The sequence below is a fragment of the Gemmatimonas sp. UBA7669 genome (assembly GCF_002483225.1).
Lineage (GTDB): Bacteria > Gemmatimonadota > Gemmatimonadetes > Gemmatimonadales > Gemmatimonadaceae > Gemmatimonas.
The window spans coordinates 63981-78660 of sequence record NZ_DLHL01000048.1; the positions used below are offsets into that span (position 1 = coordinate 63981).

Sequence of the window (14680 nt, forward strand, 5' to 3'; positions counted from 1 at the left end):
CCAGCCGTCAGGCGATGACATACGCCTCCATCGCGAAGTACTCGGCCAATCCCAGCTGGTCGAGCTGCGCGGCAGTGGTCTTGTTGCGCTGTTCCACGCGCTGCCAGAACTCGCGCTCGTCCTGACCGGGGAAGGGCGCCGAGTCCTTCTGCGACTGGTGCTTGAAGATGGCCTGGATCTTGATGGTCAGCTCTTCCTGGGAGAGCGGCACCAGTACCGTGGCTTCCGTGATGGGCCACTCCTGCCACGCGCCGCGATAGAGCCAGATCTCGGGACGCTTGGCGGCCAACTCGCCCACATAGACTTCGGCCACCGCGCGATCGATGGCTTCCTTGCACATGCGGTGCGTGCCGTGCGGGTCGGACAGGTCGCCGGCCACGAAGATCAGGTCGGGCATCTGCTCGCGCAGCAAGTCCGCCACGATGGCCACGTCCGCGGGACCGATGGGGTCCTTGCGCACCTTGCCCGTCTGATAGAAGGGCAGGTTGAGGAAGCGCGCGTTGTCCTTGGTGAGACCCATGACTTCGATGCCGCTCACCGCTTCCGATTCGCGGATGATGCGCTTGATGTCCTGCACCTCCGGGATGTCCACCTGACCCGGCTGCTTGCGCTGCAGGAAGTCATGCACGGTGGCCGCGAGCTGCGTCACGTTGGCGCCTTCCCCGATGCGCTCGGCGTTCAGGCGCACGAGGAAATCCATGTAGCGGCGCACGTCATGATCGAACACGGCAATGTTGCCGCTCGTCATGTAGGCCACGGTCATGTCGTTGCCGTTCTCCACGAACTTGCGGAGAATGCCGCCCATGGAAATGACGTCGTCGTCGGGATGCGGCGAGAAGCAGATGGTCTTGAGGCCACGCGGCAACTTGCTCTTGCCGCGGATCTTGGCGCCGAGATAGTTGAACACCAGACCGTTGACGGCACCCGGCGAACCGTGCTGCGCCACCAGTGAGGTGAGATTGTTCTCGGCGTAGTCGTGCTGCGTGAGCTTGAGAATGGCCTTGTTGCACTTGGCCGCCAGCCACGTCACCGCGCGCACCATGAGGGCTTCATCCCAATGCACCTCGTCGATGAGCCACGGCGTGGCTACACGCGTGAGCTCCGCACCGGCGGCGTCGTCCACGTAGAACGTGGTGTTGGGGTGCCGCTGAAGGAACGTGGCCGCCACGGCCCGATCGATCTCGCCTTCCACCGAGCGGCGCACCACGCCTGCCTTGTGCTCACCGGTGGCAAGAATGACGATCTCGCGCGCGCCCATGATGGTCGCGATGCCCATCGTGATGGCTTCGCGCGGCACATTGTCTTCACCGAAGAAATCGGCGGCGGCATCACGACGCGTGATCGAGTCGAGATGCACGAGACGCGTGCGGCTGTTCTCACCCGAGCCGGGTTCGTTGAAACCGATGTGGCCCGTCTTGCCGATGCCGAGCAGCTGGAAGTCGATGCCACCCGCCGCTTCGATGGCCTCCTCGTAGGCGCGGCAGGCCGCGTCCACATCCGCCCGCGCGAGCGCGCCGTCGGGGATGTGCACGTTGGCCGGATTGATGTCCACGTGCGAGAACAGATTCTCCCACATGAAGCGGTGATACGAGTGGATGCTGTCCTTCTGCATCGGGTAGTACTCGTCCAGGTTGAACGAGATCACGTGCTGAAAGGACAGGCCTTCTTCCCGATGCAACCGGATCAGTTCGCGGTACACACCAATGGGCGTGGACCCGGTGGCGAGTCCGAGGACCACCGTGCGTCCGGCTGCGGCGCGCTCACGCATGAGCGTGGCAATGCGGCCGGCGACGACACGCGCCATGGCGCCGTGTTCGTCGATGACAATGGTGGGAATGCGTTCGCGAACAGTGCCGACAACATGCGCATCGACAAACGGCGAGCCGCCAACGCGCACAGGCCCGGCACTCGCACGGAGTGCACGGGCCTGCGTGGCGTCAGGGGCCGCCGGGGATCCGGAGGCCAGAGACATGATGGGGGGTGGTGTGGGAATACGTTCCGACACCGCGCGCAACGTGGCGCGCAGTGCGGATGGGGGAGTACGTCAGGCCGAGAACGAGCTGCCGCAGCCGCAGCCGCCGGTGCTGTTCGGATTCTTGAACGTGAAGCCCGAGCCCTGCATCGACGAGACGTAGTCGATGGTCGTGCCGCTCAGGTACTGCGCCGAAAACGGATCGACGAACATCTTGATGCCTTCCAGCTCCACCGTGAGATCGTCGTCCGCCGACTTGTCTTCGATCACCAGGCCGTACTTGAAGCCGCTGCAACCACCAGGCATGACCGAAACGCGCAGGCCGCCAACTTCCGGCGCCACGCCCTCGGCCTCCATGAACTTGCGCACTTCGGCCGCGGCCACGGGGGTCAGGATTACCATGACGTCGGGCGTCTGCATCGTGCTCATGCTTGTCCTCCAGTGCGGCCGGCCAGCCTGCCGGCCTGAATGACCGCATCGCGCCGCCCGGGCCGCCCTCGCGGAGGGGGCGTGCGATGTCGTGTCGTGCTTCGTGAAAATTAGCGAGAGGAATACTCCCCTTGCAAGAAACCCCGGCCGCCGTTTTGAGATCCCGACGCTTGGCGGGCGATACCGCCTCGTGCCGGGCGGGCAGGGGAGCCACGGCTGAAGTCAACGCCGACCCGTGCCCGCTGCCGACGGGTAGGACGACGGGGAGGACGACGGGGACAGGGACGTGGAGGCCGACGCCATGGCCTGCGACACCGCATCGGCCAGCGCCGTTCGCACCGTGCCAATGCCGCGGCTCTCCCGGGTCGGGTTGACGCGGTTGGTCAGCAGCAGCACAAAGAGTTGCTGTTCCGGATCCATCCATAGCGAGGTGCCGGTGAAGCCAGTGTGGCCGAAGGCCCGGGCCGACAGGCGGCGGCCGGCGCTGTTGCCGCCGGTGGGCGTCTCCCAACCCAATGCCCGGCGCGACACGCTGCTGTCCTGCACGCGGGTGAAGGTCGCCAGCGTGGCCGAGTCGAGCACGCGCACGCCGTCGAGACGTCCGTGGTTGAGATACATGCGCGCAAAGCGCACCAGGTCGCGCCCGGTCGAGAACAGGCCCGCGTGACCCGACACGCCACCCAGGCGGTGCGCGTTTTCATCATGCACTTCGCCGCGCAAATGCCGCTGCCGCCACGGATCGCGCTCTGTCGGTGCGGTGCGCGCCAGCCAGGTCGATGGTGGCAGAAAGCGCGTCTCGCGCATGCCAAGCGGCCCGAAGATCTGTCGGGCTTCGAAGTCGGCCAAGGTGGTGCCGGACACGCGCTCCACCAACTGCCCCAGCAGAATGAATCCCAAGTCGCTGTACACGAAACGCAGCCCGGGGAGCGTGTCGGGCGCGGTGGCAAAGACCTGCGTAAGCGCCTCCTCGCGCGTCGCGGCCTCCTTGTACAGCGCCCGCCAGGCCGGCAGGCCGCTGGAGTGGGTCAGCAGATGTCGCACCGTAACCCGCTCCGCACCTCGCGCGGTCCACTGCGGCAGATAGCGCACCACGGGCGTGTCGAGCGCCACGGCGCCGTCTGCGACCAGGCGCGCCACGGCGCTGGTGGTGCCGATCACCTTGGTGAGTGAGGCCAGGTCCCACACGGTGTTCGCGTCGGGCCGGGTGGCATCGGCGCTGTCGAGCTGACCGGCGCCATACACGGCGACCACACCATCGGGCGTCCCCACGGCGGCCCAGGCTCCCGGAAAGGCCCCACTGGCCACGCCGGCATCAAGCACGCGCCGCACACTGTCGTACACCGCCTGCGCCGTGCGCGACGCGACCTTCGCTCGTGGCCCTGCGCTTGCGGCCGCCGGACCGGCCTCCGCACCGGCCTCCGCACCGCCGGCCCGGCGTGCACAGGCGAGCGGGACCGCCGTGACGAACAGCGCGAGCCCCGCCAGCAGAGCCCCGCTCAGACCGCGTCGCCCGTGTAACTTGGAGGAGGAGGCCGACTGGCTGGCCCGGGTGCCGCGAGTGGGGAGGTGGGGCGACGTGCGGTTCATGGGTTGATTCGGTGGGTCATGCCGGCGCCATCGGTGCGACGGCCCCGCCAATTTCAGGGAGAACAGATCGAGATGGCAACGACCAACCGTGGGCGCGCGGGCGCGACCACACTTCGCAGACTGGCGGCCACGGGTTTCGCCCGGGTGGCTACCTGTGCCGCCGCGTACGCGACCGCCGCGGTGTTCGCGATGGCCTGCGCCGGCAATCCAGGCCCCGGAGGCGGACCCGCCGTGGACGCCGATGGACGACCCTACGATCCGCGCAACATCGATCGCAAGGTCCGACCCGGCATCACCGTCCTGCTGGACGATAGCATCAAGCTCGTCGCCGGCAAGCGTGTCGCCCTGGTCACCAATCAAACCGGAGTGGACGAGCGGGGGCGGCGTTCGGTGGATCTGCTCTTCAGCGACCCGCGCGCCCAGCGCGCTGGCGTGAAGCTGGTCAAGCTCTTCGCTCCCGAGCATGGCGCACTCGGAACGCTCGATGTGCAGGGGATCGGCGACGAGCGGGACGAGAAGACCGGCCTCAAGGTGCACTCGCTGTACAAGCAGCACACCATGGCCCCAGCCGACAGTCTGCTTCAGGACGTGGACGTGCTGGTGGTGGACCTGCAGGACATTGGTACCCGCACCTGGACCTACGTGGGCGTGGTGCTCTACAGCATGCAGGCGGGCGAACGGCGGGGCATTCCCGTCCTGGTGCTTGATCGTCCCAACCCGATTTCGGGCGCCTTCACCGAAGGCGTGCTGCTCGACTCGGCGCTGGCCAACCCGGCGTATCCCACACCGACCGGGCGCACCAATGGCTTTGCGCTCTACCCGGTGCCCCTGCGCCACGGCCTCACCATGGGTGAGATGGCGAAGTTGTTTCAGACCCAGCTCAAGATGAGCACGCGGCTGACGGTCGTTCCCATGCGCAACTGGCGCCGCGGCATGTGGTTTGACCAGACCGATCTCCCCTGGATCAAGCCCTCACCCAACATGCCCAATCTGGTGAGCGCGCTCATCTATCCGGCGCTGGTGCCGTTCGAGGCCAGCAATGTTTCGGTGGGACGGGGCACCAACGAACCCTTCCAGCGTTTCGGCGCACCCTGGCTGCGCGCGGACTCGGTGGCCCGGCTGCTCGAAGACTTGTCGCTGACGGGGGTGCGATTCCGGCCGGAGCGCTTCACGCCGGAGAAGCCGGGTGACAACAAGTACAACGGCCGGGCCATCCCTGGCGTGCGCATCGAGGTGCTGGACCGCGAGCGGGTGCAGCCGGCCCGCGTGGGGGCCGCCATCCTGTGGGCGCTGGCCCGCGTCCACGGCGACTCCCTTCGCGTCACGCCAGCCGGTTGGGACATGCGCATGGGTTCGGCCGCCCTGCGCGAAGCCCTCATGAGTGGGGCGGACCCGGACGCCGTGCTCGACCGCGCCCTGCCGGACATTCTCGCCTTTGAGAAAGATGCCCGGCGCTTCCATCTCTACCGTTGATGCACGGGCGCTTCTAGCTTTCCCCGGCTAGTCCCGAGCCCGGCCATGCCGGGCGGGATGGCCGAACTGCTCGGCCCCGGTCCGTCAACCGCGTCGTGATGCAAGCACTCTGGAACGCCATCGTCAAAGGATACCTGGCCGTCATCGCCCCCGTGGCGGACTGGTTGGTCGCCAAGCGTGTGCGTCCCAACACCATCACGACCATCGGCACGCTGTGCACCTGCACGGCAGGCGTGATCTTCGCCACCGGCCACATTCGCACCGGTGGCTGGTTTCTGGGGCTCACGGCGCTCTTCGACGTGCTCGATGGCACCGTGGCCCGTCGCACGGGGACCACGTCCGCGTTCGGCGCGTTCTACGATTCCACGCTCGATCGCGTGGCGGATGGCTTTCTGCTGGGCGGGCTGGTGGTGTTCTATGCCACGCACCCGCGCCACATGAACGACGGCATGGTCATTGTGTCCGTGCTGGCGCTCATTGCGACGTTTCTGACGTCGTACACCAACGCGCGCGCCGAGGGCCTCGGCTTTTCGGCGCGCGTTGGCGTGCTGCAACGCCCCGAGCGCATCACGCTGTTGTCCGCGCCTCAGGCGTTCTTTGGTCTGGCGCTCGACGGCTGGGTGCTCGGCGTCATCGTCAGCCTGCTCATGGTGACGGCCTGGATCACGTTCTTCCAGCGTCTGGCGTACGTGCATCGCATCTCCACCGCTGCTCCGACCTCTACCTCTCCTGGAGAATAAACGCAGTGTCCGACTCGACCCGCGGCACCCCCGCGTCCATTGCCCCGGCTACCGGGAAGCTCGCCATTTTCACGCCGGGCCTCGGCGCCGTGGCGACGACGTTCATTGCCGGTGTCGAGCGCGTGCGCCGCGGCCTGTCGGTGCCCATCGGCTCGCTCACGCAGATGGCCACCATCCGCCTCGGCAAGCGCACGGACAACCGCAGCCCGCTCATCAAGGACTTCGTGCCGCTCGCGTCGCTCGACGACATCGTCTTCGGTGCGTGGGATCCCATTCCGGATGACGCGTACACGGCCGCGACCAAGGCCGGTGTGCTCGTGAAGGATGACATCGAGCCCATCGCCGATTTCCTCAAGAGCGTCAAGCCGATGCCGGCGGTGTTCGAAAGCCGCTACGTCACGCGCATCACCGGCGCGACGAACGTGAAGACGGGCAAGAACAAGAAGGAACTCGCCGAGCAGCTGCGCGCCGACATCCGCAACTTCATGGCGGCCAACGGCGCCACGCGCGGTGCAATGGTGTGGTGCGGATCCACCGAGACGTACATCAAGGCCGGCCCGCAGCATCAGACCATCGAAGCGTTCGAGAAGGCCATGGAGGAGAACGACGACGCGATCGCGCCGTCGATGCTCTACGCCTACGCTGCCATCATGGAAGGCGTGGCCTACTGCAACGGTGCGCCCAACCTGTCCGCCGATTTCCCGGCCATGGTGGAGTTGGCGAACCGTCAGGGCGTGCCGATCTCCGGCAAGGACTTCAAGACGGGCCAGACGTGGATGAAGACCGTCATCGCGCCGGGCATGAAGGCGCGCATGCTGGGCCTCGAGGGCTGGTACTCCACCAACATCCTCGGCAACCGCGACGGTGAAGTGCTCGACGATCCGGCGTCGTTCAAGACGAAGGAAGAGTCCAAGCTCTCCGTGCTGCACACCATCCTGCAGCCCGAAAAGTATCCCGAGCTGTACAAGGATTTCTCGCACGTCGTGCGCATCAATTACTACCCGCCGCGCGGCGACAACAAGGAAGGCTGGGACAACATCGACATCAAGGGCTGGCTCGGCTACCCGATGCAGATCAAGGTCAACTTCCTGTGCCGCGACTCCATCCTGGCGGCGCCGCTGGTGCTCGACCTCGCCCTGTTCTCCGACTTCGCGCAGCGCGCGGGCATGAAGGGGATTCAGGAATGGTTAAGCTTCTATTACAAGGCGCCTACGGTGGCTGCGGGGCTGCAGCCCGAGCATGATCTTTTCATTCAGCAGACCAAGCTGAAGAACACGCTCCGTCACCTCATGGGTGAGGAGCAGATCACCCACCTCGGGCTCGAGTACTACCAATCATGACCATCCTGCGCGCGCGTCTCGTACGTCGCGCGGCCCTGCTCGTCGCCGCCGGCCTTGCCATGGCCGGCTGCGACGCGGGACGGCCGCCGGCGGGGCAGCTTCGTTTCCGGACCGACGACTTCGTCATCCGTGTGTCATCCGAAACCCGCCCGACGCGCGCGCTGGAGCCCATTTACTGGCGAGTCACGGTGCACGATGCGGAAACCGGCCTGCCCATTTCGGGCGGGCAGGGCCGCATCTTCGCCACCAATCAGGACATGAAGACCGTGTCCAATGGGCTCGAAGAGACCCAGGAGCTGGGCACCTATCGCAGCAATCTCATGTACGTGACGGCCGGCATGTGGGCCATGGCCATCCAGTTCCGTCGCGATTCCACGCAGGTGTTGCAGAAGACCGTCGACTGGACGCAGGACATTCTGTCGGCCGACGAGCCTGGCAATTTTGAGACACCGCAGACCACGCGTCGCGATCCGAATCCGGCGGCGCAGGACTCCGCGGCTGTGCCGCCCGCATCGCCGTCGGCCACGCCGCCGGCCGCCGCACCCAAGAAGAACTGACATGAAGCTGTATCATCGCACCACGCTTACGCCCGACGTCGTGCTGGAGTCGGCCGACACGCACTTTGCTGCGCTTGGGCTCACGCGTACGTCGGCTGATGCGCGCACGCGCGCCTACACCGGCGCCCTCGGTACGTTGCGTGTGACCGTGCGCATGGAAGGAGGACACTACACGCTGGTGGAGGGGCACACCGATCAGATCGGGGAGAGCCGTCTCGACAAGGGCGTGAAAAAGTTCTTCAACGTCCTGCACCGCACAGCGGACCCCCGGCACCTCATCGCGGCGGGATACTGATGGCCGAGGACCGCGTCGGTCGCAATATCGGCGTCGGGTGCTTTACATTCTTCATCGGCGCCGTGAGCGGATCCATGACGGGAGTCGGGATCGGCAAGCTCATGGGGTTCTTCAATCGCTGTACGCCAGAGCCCGGCCTGCCTGCCTGTGAGTGGTGGGTGTACGCCGGCTACGGTGCTGCGATCGGCGCGGTGACGTTGCCGATCGTGGCCTTGTGGCGCCTGCGTCTTGCCGACCGAGCGGCGGACGCCGCTTCCAACGACCGAGGATGATCGAGTGGCCCGTGTAGACGTGATCATGCCGCAGATGGGTGAGTCCATCGCGGAAGGGACGGTATCCCGTTGGCTGAAGAAGGTCGGTGACACCGTCAAGCGCGACGAACCGATCTTCGAGATTTCCACCGACAAGGTGGACGCCGAGATTCCGTCGCCATCGGCCGGCACGATCGTTGAGATCCTGATCACCGAAGGCCAGACCGTTGCGGTGAACACGGTGGTAGCGCGTCTCGAGACGGACGCCGCGGCTGCCGCCGCAGCGGCGGCGGCGCCCGCCCCGGAAGCGCCCGCGGCTGCTGTAGCAGCTGCTGCACCCGCTGCTGCTGCACCGGCCGTGTCGGCTTCGCTGCCGGCAACGCCCGTCGTCGCGGCGACGTCAGCGCCGGCGTCTGCGCCCGGCTCCCTCGAGGATCGTCTGCGTACCAAGTCCTCGCCGCTCGTGCGCAAGTTGGCGGCGGAGCATGGTGTGGACATCGCCGCGTTGTCCGGTACCGGCATTGCCGGCCGTGTCACGCGCAAGGATCTCGAGGCCTACCTCACGGCGCGTCCCGCGGCGGGGAGCGCGCCGGCGCCCGTGGCCGGTGCGAGCATGTACGCGCCCGCCGGTACCGAGTCGCATGGCCCGCTGCCCTCGCCCTGGCCGGGCGATGTGGTGGAGCCGATGTCCAAGATGCGCAAGCTCACGTCGGATCACATGGCCACCGCACGTCGTATCGCGGCCCACGTCACGACGTTCTGGGAAATCGATCTCACCCGCGTGGCGCGTATTCGCAACGCCATGCGCAAGGAGTTCGAGGCGCAGTCGGGCCAGAAGCTCACCTACATGCCGTTCATCCTGCAGGTGGTGGCCGCGCAGCTCAAGCGGCATCCGGTGCTCAATGCCGCCGTCGCCGGGAACGACATCATCTATCGCAAGCAGGTGAACCTCGGCATTGCCGTGGCGCTCGATCCCACGGGCCTCATCGTGCCCGTGCTCAAGCGCGCCGATGAGCTTTCGCTCACCGGACTCTCGCGTGGTGTGAACGATCTGGCGGCGCGGGCGCGTGGCAAAAAGCTGAGTCCCACCGATGTGCAGGACGCCACATTCACCATCTCCAATCCGGGCACGTTTGGCAGCATCACGGGCACGCCCATCATCCCCGTGGGCACCACGGCCATTCTCTGCCTCGGCGCCATCGAAAAGCGGCCCAAGGTCGTGACCGGCCCGGATGGTGAAGACACGCTGGCCATTCGCACCTGCTGCTACTTCTCGTTGTCGTTCGACCACAAGGTGGTCGACGGCGCCGATGCCGACCGCTTCATGGGCGACATCAAGAAGGCCCTCGAGTCCTTCCCCGAAGCGGGAGTCTGAGTGGCCCGCGCGCTCCACGTGTTCGACCGACATGTCGACCAGGCGGAGCGCGCGACCTACCTCGCGGCACTGCCCGCACGCCAGGCGCGTGCGGCCGCAGTGCCCGCGCATTTCTGGGTATTCGAACACGCTGCCACGACGGGACACTTCCTCGAATTCACCGAAGCCGCCAGCGCCGAGTTGCTGGCGCAGGCCCTCGGCGTGGAATCGGTCACCGACTGTTGGCAGGAAGTACGGGGAGCATGACATGCCGACACGGCGCATACAGATCGACGGGACGGAGTGGCAGGTCTTTCCGTCCGGATTTCTCACGCAGTCAGTGGGAGACGAGTTCGGCCTCATCTTCGTGAGAGGCACCGGCAGTGAGCGCGAACTGCGCGTCACGCGCTATTCCCCCATGGGCACCCGCTCTCGTGAGCAGGCGCTCGCCGAACTGGACGACGCCACGGTCATCACACTTTTCCGCGCGTCGCAGCCGAGCGCGCGGGCACCCGAGGCCGGCTATCACTCGTGAGTGATGCCGCCACGTCGCCGACACCGGCGTTCGTGGACCTGCAGGTGCACAGCACCGCATCTGATGGCGCCCTGCCACCGGCAGCTGTGGTGGAGGCGGCCGCGGCCGCGAACCTGTATGCCATGGCCCTCACTGATCACGACACCGTGGACGGCCTCGCGGAAGCGCGGGAAGCGGGCGAGCGTCTGGGGGTGCGTATCGTGCCAGGAGTGGAGCTCTCCACGTACTTCGTGGACGACGAGCTGCACTTGCTCGGGTTGCATCTCGCACAGCCGGACACCATGGCCGCTGCCCTCGAGCGCCTCAAGGCCGATCGTGTCGCGCGCGCCGAGGAGATCGTGGAGATCCTCAATCGTCATGGCATCCCGCTGACCATGGAGGCCGTACGCGCCGAAGCAGGCGACGCAGCGGTGGGACGTCCGCACATTGCGCGCGCGATGGTGGCCGGGGGCTGGGTGAGCGAGTTTCGCGACGCCTTCGACAAGTGGATTGGGTGGAAGCGTCCCGCCTACGTGCCGCGTGAACGCTTCGAAGTGGCCGATGCCATCACGCTCGTGCATGAAGCCGGCGGCCTCGCCGTGTGGGCGCATCCGGGAGAAGCGGCCACGGTTCCGCGCCTCACGCGTCTCAAGGCGCTTGGCCTCGACGGCGTGGAGTGCCTGCATCCCAGCCATCCGCCCTATCTTGTCACGCGACTCGTTGAGCATGCCGAGAAGGTGGAGCTGCTGCCCAGCGGGGGGTCCGATTGGCATGGCACGCTCGAAGGGCCGCGTCGCCTCGGAGGGCAGTTGGTACCCAAGGTCTGGCTCGATTGGCAGGATGAAGCGGTCGCCAGAGGACGGATCGGCTGACGTGAGCGACACGGCCACGCTTCGCACGGTGCTCGTCACCGGCGGCGCCCGTCGTTTGGGGGCGGCCATCGTGCGCAGCTTTGCGGAGCGCGGGTACCATGTGGTCATCCACCACGGACACTCTGGCGCGGAGGCCGAGGAGCTGGCGCGGCGATTGCGCGAGGAGTTCGGCACCACGTCGCACCTGCTGCAGGCCGACCTGACCGAAGCCGATGCGCCGACCCGTGTGGTGGAGGAAGCGGCGCGTGCGTTCGGCCGCCTTGACGTGATTGTCAGCTCGGCGTCGCTCATGGAGATGGTGCCGTTCGACGAGGTCACGCCGGCGCAGTGGATGCGCACCGAGGCGGTCAATCTGCGCGCGCCGTTCTTTCTGTTGCAGGCGGCGGCGCGGTGGCTCGAACCCGGCGGCGTGTTTGTGCAGATGGCCGATCATCTGGCCACCGAAATGGGTTGGCCCAATCTGCTGCCGCATCAGATCACCAAGTCCGCGCTCACGCAGCTCGTACGCGCGGGTGCGGACATGCTCGCACCGCATCGTCGCGTGAATGCTGTGGCCCCGGGCCTCGTGCTGCCGCCCGACGACATGCGTGACGCGTCGGTGACCGCGTTCCTGCGTGATGTGCCGCTGGCACGTGCTGGCGGTCCCGACGACGTGGTGCAGGCCATCCACGCGCTCGTGGACGCGCCATACATCACCGGTGTCATTCTGCCGGTGGACGGCGGACGTCACCTGAGGCGCTGAGGCACAGGTGCCGGACGCAGAAGCAGGCCGCGAGTTGGTCGCCCTGTCGCCGACCGCGCGTGCGCCACTGCACTTCGCGCACATCGTGGTCATGGGCGGTGGGTGTTACGGCAGCTGGTATACCCAGCAACTGGTGCGCGCCATGTCGCGCGGCGCCCTGACCGCCGCGAGGGTCGATGTGGTGGATCAGGATGCGGCATGTCCTGTCGCCACCAGGTGGCGCGAGGGCGAATACGCCGGCTGGCCGGTGCATGTCGTCACCGAATCGTGGACCAGCTATCTCGCACGCTGGTGGAGTGCCGGTCCGGACGCGTTGGCGGGACACGCCATGGTGCCGTCACCGCTCATGCCGCACCTCTGCTTCGAGTGGCTGCTCGAGCGCGCCCGCCTGCGTTGGCCCGGGCGTGAGGTCCGTGCCGAACCTTTGCGCACCGCGCCGCCTACTCCTTGGGAGCGGGCCGCTCCGGACCTGCGGCACTATGTGAGCTTTGCCACCTGGATGTGCCCGGTGAACTGCGTCGAGCCGGCGCGCTGTCCGGCCACGCGAGGGCCCAGGGACTGGAGCATGCCGCTGGCCATGCAGCAGTTCGCCGATAGCGACCCGTCACTCGACGCGGCCGTTATCTTTCCCTGCGTCCATAGGACCTACGGCGTGGGGATGATCGACGTGGCGCCCATCGTCGCGGCCGATGCCGCGCTGGCAGAGCGTGGAGCCAGCGGGCCGTTTCGCGCGTTGGTCGGTACGGTCTCCCATTGTCATGGGGCGCTGGGCGTTCTGTCCGTGTCATAAACGGTCCTTCGCGATCGTTCATCCTCGATTGTCTCACGTTTCCCGACTGTCGCTCATGTCTGCTTCGACTCCCGGCTCGACCGCTGGCGCTGCGCCAGAAAACGTCGTCATCATCGGCTCCGGACCTGCGGCCTGGACCGCGGCCATCTATGCCGCGCGTGCCAACCTGCGGCCTCTGGTGTTCGAGGGAGAACCGGTGGGCACGGAGTTGCCCGGTGGCCAGCTCATGCTCACCACCGACATCGAGAACTTCCCGGGCTTTCCCGAGCCGCTCAGCGGCCCCGAGCTCATGGAGCGCGTCAAGGCGCAGGCCGTGCATCACGGCACGCGTGTCGTCTCCGAACTCGTGAAGGAAGTGCGACTCGGCGAGCGGCCGTTTACCGTCGTGCCCAACTACAGCGAGCCCGTGCAGGCGCACACCGTCATCGTGGCCACCGGCGCGGCGGCCAAGTGGATTGGTCTGCCCAACGAGCAGCGGCTGGCCACCACGGGCGGTGGGGTGTCGGCCTGCGCCGTGTGTGACGGCGCCATGCCGTTCTATCGCAACAAGCGGCTCGTGGTGGTTGGTGGTGGCGACACGGCCATGGAAGAGACGCTGTATCTCACGAAGTTCGCGAGTGAAGTGGTGGTCGTGCATCGTCGCGACAGCTTCCGCGCCAGCAAGGTCATGGCGCAGCGCGTGCTGTCGCATCCCAAGGTGCGGGTCATCTGGAATGCGCGAGTCACCGACGTGCTCGGCGACGATTTCATCACCGGTGTGCGTCTCGAGGATACCGTGACCGGCGCCACCAGTGAGCTCGAAGTGGGCGGGCTCTTTGTCGCCATCGGCCACACGCCCAACACGCGCTTTCTGGCCGGCCAGCTCAGCACGACCGAGCATGGCTACGTGCAGGTCACGCCAGGCCGCACGGCAACCAGTGTCGACGGGGTGTTTGCCGCGGGTGATGTCATCGACGACTACTACCGCCAGGCCATCACCTCGGCGGGCACGGGCTGCATGGCCGCGCTCGAAGCCGAACGTTGGTTGGCACATCACGGCATCGAAGACAGCGCGGCGCCGGAAGCGGCGCACGTCGCCGCACACTGAAAGGACCACAGGACACGAGCGTGAGTCGCCCATTGCAGGTCCGTCAGCTCACCGTGGGGCCGCTGGAGGAGAACTGCTGGCTCCTCGCCGATCCCGAGTCCGGTGAGGCGGTGCTCGTCGACCCGGGCGATGAACCGGAGCGTTTGCTTGCGGCGGTGAAGGAGAGTGGTTGCGCGCTTGCTGGCGTGTGGCTCACGCACGCGCACTTCGATCACGTGGGTGGTGTCGCCGGCATCGTGCGCGCCGCCCAGGTGCCCATCTGGTTGCATCCGGCAGATCAGCCACTCTACGAGCGTGCCGCTGACAGCGCCGCCCGTTGGGGGCTCTCGGTGGAAACACCACCACCGGCCACGCACACCCTCGCCGAAGGCGACGTCATGACGCTGGGTGCCTATCGCTTTGACGTCTGGCATGTGCCGGGTCACGCACCGGGGCACGTGGCGTTTGTGGGCCACGGCCTCTGTGTGTCGGGTGACGTGCTGTTCGCCGGTTCCATCGGCCGCACCGACCTGCCGCTCTGCGATCCGCAGGCCATGCACCGCTCGCTTCAGCGTCTTGCGACACAGGACGACAGTGTGAGGGTATTGCCTGGACACGGTGTTACCACCACCATCGGACGTGAGCGTGCGTCCAATCCCTTTCTGCATGGAGCGGCTCGGCCCATCGGGGCCTGACGC

The 14680-nt window shown here is 66.8% G+C and carries 17 protein-coding genes; 14 read left to right on the top strand and 3 right to left on the bottom strand.

The window, feature by feature from the left end:
* Positions 1–7: 7 nt before the first annotated feature.
* The 3 genes from nagB to B2747_RS13695 form a co-directional block, all read right to left on the bottom strand.
* Positions 8–1972: a glucosamine-6-phosphate deaminase gene (gene nagB / locus B2747_RS13685; protein WP_291161969.1), complete on the bottom strand. Its 1965-nt coding sequence runs from the start codon at positions 1970–1972 to the stop codon at positions 8–10.
* Between the two features lie 72 nt (positions 1973–2044).
* Positions 2045–2401 (bottom strand): HesB/IscA family protein, encoded by a 357-nt coding sequence (locus B2747_RS13690; protein ID WP_291161971.1) that lies wholly within the window; start codon positions 2399–2401, stop codon positions 2045–2047.
* Positions 2402–2623: 222 nt separating this feature from the next.
* A complete protein-coding gene (locus B2747_RS13695) occupies positions 2624–3988 on the bottom strand; it encodes a serine hydrolase domain-containing protein (RefSeq protein ID WP_291161973.1) in 1365 nt (454 codons plus the stop codon).
* Between the two features lie 72 nt (positions 3989–4060).
* On the opposite strand from B2747_RS13695, the gene B2747_RS13700 reads away from it, so the two are divergent.
* The 14 genes from B2747_RS13700 (at position 4061) to B2747_RS13765 (ending at position 14677) form a co-directional block, all read left to right on the top strand.
* Positions 4061–5461 (top strand): exo-beta-N-acetylmuramidase NamZ family protein, encoded by a 1401-nt coding sequence (locus B2747_RS13700; protein WP_291161976.1) that lies wholly within the window; start codon positions 4061–4063, stop codon positions 5459–5461.
* Between the two features lie 98 nt (positions 5462–5559).
* A complete protein-coding gene (locus B2747_RS13705) occupies positions 5560–6201 on the top strand; it encodes a CDP-alcohol phosphatidyltransferase family protein (RefSeq protein WP_291161979.1) in 642 nt (213 codons plus the stop codon).
* Between the two features lie 5 nt (positions 6202–6206).
* Positions 6207–7541: an inositol-3-phosphate synthase gene (locus B2747_RS13710; protein ID WP_291161982.1), complete on the top strand. Its 1335-nt coding sequence runs from the start codon at positions 6207–6209 to the stop codon at positions 7539–7541.
* Entirely contained in the window at positions 7538–8098 is a 561-nt protein-coding gene (locus B2747_RS13715; RefSeq protein ID WP_291161985.1) for a hypothetical protein, read from the top strand. Before B2747_RS13710 ends, B2747_RS13715 begins: the two co-directional genes overlap by 4 nt.
* 1 nt (position 8099) lies before the next feature.
* Complete coding sequence (locus B2747_RS13720; protein ID WP_291161988.1) at positions 8100–8393, top strand: hypothetical protein; 294 nt, start codon at positions 8100–8102, stop codon at positions 8391–8393.
* On the top strand, positions 8393–8665 hold the full coding sequence (locus B2747_RS13725; protein WP_291161991.1) for a hypothetical protein: 273 nt from the start codon (positions 8393–8395) through the stop codon (positions 8663–8665). The genes B2747_RS13720 and B2747_RS13725 overlap by 1 nt, the downstream gene beginning before the upstream one ends.
* A gap of 4 nt (positions 8666–8669) precedes the next feature.
* The gene (locus B2747_RS13730) at positions 8670–10019 is read left to right on the top strand and encodes a dihydrolipoamide acetyltransferase family protein (RefSeq protein ID WP_291161993.1); all 1350 of its coding nucleotides are present in this window, start codon (positions 8670–8672) and stop codon (positions 10017–10019) included.
* Positions 10020–10265: a hypothetical protein gene (locus B2747_RS13735; RefSeq protein ID WP_291161996.1), complete on the top strand. Its 246-nt coding sequence runs from the start codon at positions 10020–10022 to the stop codon at positions 10263–10265.
* A gap of 1 nt (position 10266) precedes the next feature.
* Positions 10267–10533 (top strand): hypothetical protein, encoded by a 267-nt coding sequence (locus B2747_RS13740; protein WP_291161999.1) that lies wholly within the window; start codon positions 10267–10269, stop codon positions 10531–10533.
* The gene (locus B2747_RS13745; RefSeq protein WP_291162002.1) at positions 10530–11384 is read left to right on the top strand and encodes a PHP domain-containing protein; all 855 of its coding nucleotides are present in this window, start codon (positions 10530–10532) and stop codon (positions 11382–11384) included. The genes B2747_RS13740 and B2747_RS13745 overlap by 4 nt, the downstream gene beginning before the upstream one ends.
* Positions 11353–12126 carry an SDR family oxidoreductase gene (locus tag B2747_RS13750; RefSeq protein ID WP_291162005.1) on the top strand — a complete coding sequence of 258 codons (774 nt, stop codon included), beginning with the start codon at positions 11353–11355 and terminating at the stop codon, positions 12124–12126. Before B2747_RS13745 ends, B2747_RS13750 begins: the two co-directional genes overlap by 32 nt.
* A 7-nt stretch (positions 12127–12133) precedes the next feature.
* Positions 12134–12916 carry a hypothetical protein gene (locus tag B2747_RS13755; RefSeq protein WP_291162007.1) on the top strand — a complete coding sequence of 261 codons (783 nt, stop codon included), beginning with the start codon at positions 12134–12136 and terminating at the stop codon, positions 12914–12916.
* A 55-nt stretch (positions 12917–12971) separates the two neighbouring features.
* Positions 12972–14003 carry a thioredoxin-disulfide reductase gene (gene trxB, locus B2747_RS13760; protein WP_291162010.1) on the top strand — a complete coding sequence of 344 codons (1032 nt, stop codon included), beginning with the start codon at positions 12972–12974 and terminating at the stop codon, positions 14001–14003.
* A 20-nt stretch (positions 14004–14023) separates the two neighbouring features.
* On the top strand, positions 14024–14677 hold the full coding sequence (locus B2747_RS13765; RefSeq protein WP_291162013.1) for an MBL fold metallo-hydrolase: 654 nt from the start codon (positions 14024–14026) through the stop codon (positions 14675–14677).
* The last annotated feature ends 3 nt before the right edge of the window (positions 14678–14680 follow it).

What these genes read in the sequence shown, in the direction of transcription:
- nagB (WP_291161969.1), bottom strand. Translation starts at nt 1,972, where the DNA reads ATGTCTCTGGCCTCCGGATCCCCGGCGGCCCCTGACGCCACGCAGGCC.
- B2747_RS13690 (WP_291161971.1), bottom strand. Translation starts at nt 2,401, where the DNA reads ATGAGCACGATGCAGACGCCCGACGTCATGGTAATCCTGACCCCCGTG.
- B2747_RS13695 (WP_291161973.1), bottom strand. Translation starts at nt 3,988, where the DNA reads ATGAACCGCACGTCGCCCCACCTCCCCACTCGCGGCACCCGGGCCAGC.
- B2747_RS13700 (WP_291161976.1), top strand. Translation starts at nt 4,061, where the DNA reads ATGGCAACGACCAACCGTGGGCGCGCGGGCGCGACCACACTTCGCAGA.
- B2747_RS13705 (WP_291161979.1), top strand. Translation starts at nt 5,560, where the DNA reads ATGCAAGCACTCTGGAACGCCATCGTCAAAGGATACCTGGCCGTCATC.
- B2747_RS13715 (WP_291161985.1), top strand. Translation starts at nt 7,538, where the DNA reads ATGACCATCCTGCGCGCGCGTCTCGTACGTCGCGCGGCCCTGCTCGTC.
- B2747_RS13720 (WP_291161988.1), top strand. Translation starts at nt 8,100, where the DNA reads ATGAAGCTGTATCATCGCACCACGCTTACGCCCGACGTCGTGCTGGAG.
- B2747_RS13725 (WP_291161991.1), top strand. Translation starts at nt 8,393, where the DNA reads ATGGCCGAGGACCGCGTCGGTCGCAATATCGGCGTCGGGTGCTTTACA.
- B2747_RS13740 (WP_291161999.1), top strand. Translation starts at nt 10,267, where the DNA reads ATGCCGACACGGCGCATACAGATCGACGGGACGGAGTGGCAGGTCTTT.
- B2747_RS13750 (WP_291162005.1), top strand. Translation starts at nt 11,353, where the DNA reads ATGAAGCGGTCGCCAGAGGACGGATCGGCTGACGTGAGCGACACGGCC.
- trxB (WP_291162010.1), top strand. Translation starts at nt 12,972, where the DNA reads ATGTCTGCTTCGACTCCCGGCTCGACCGCTGGCGCTGCGCCAGAAAAC.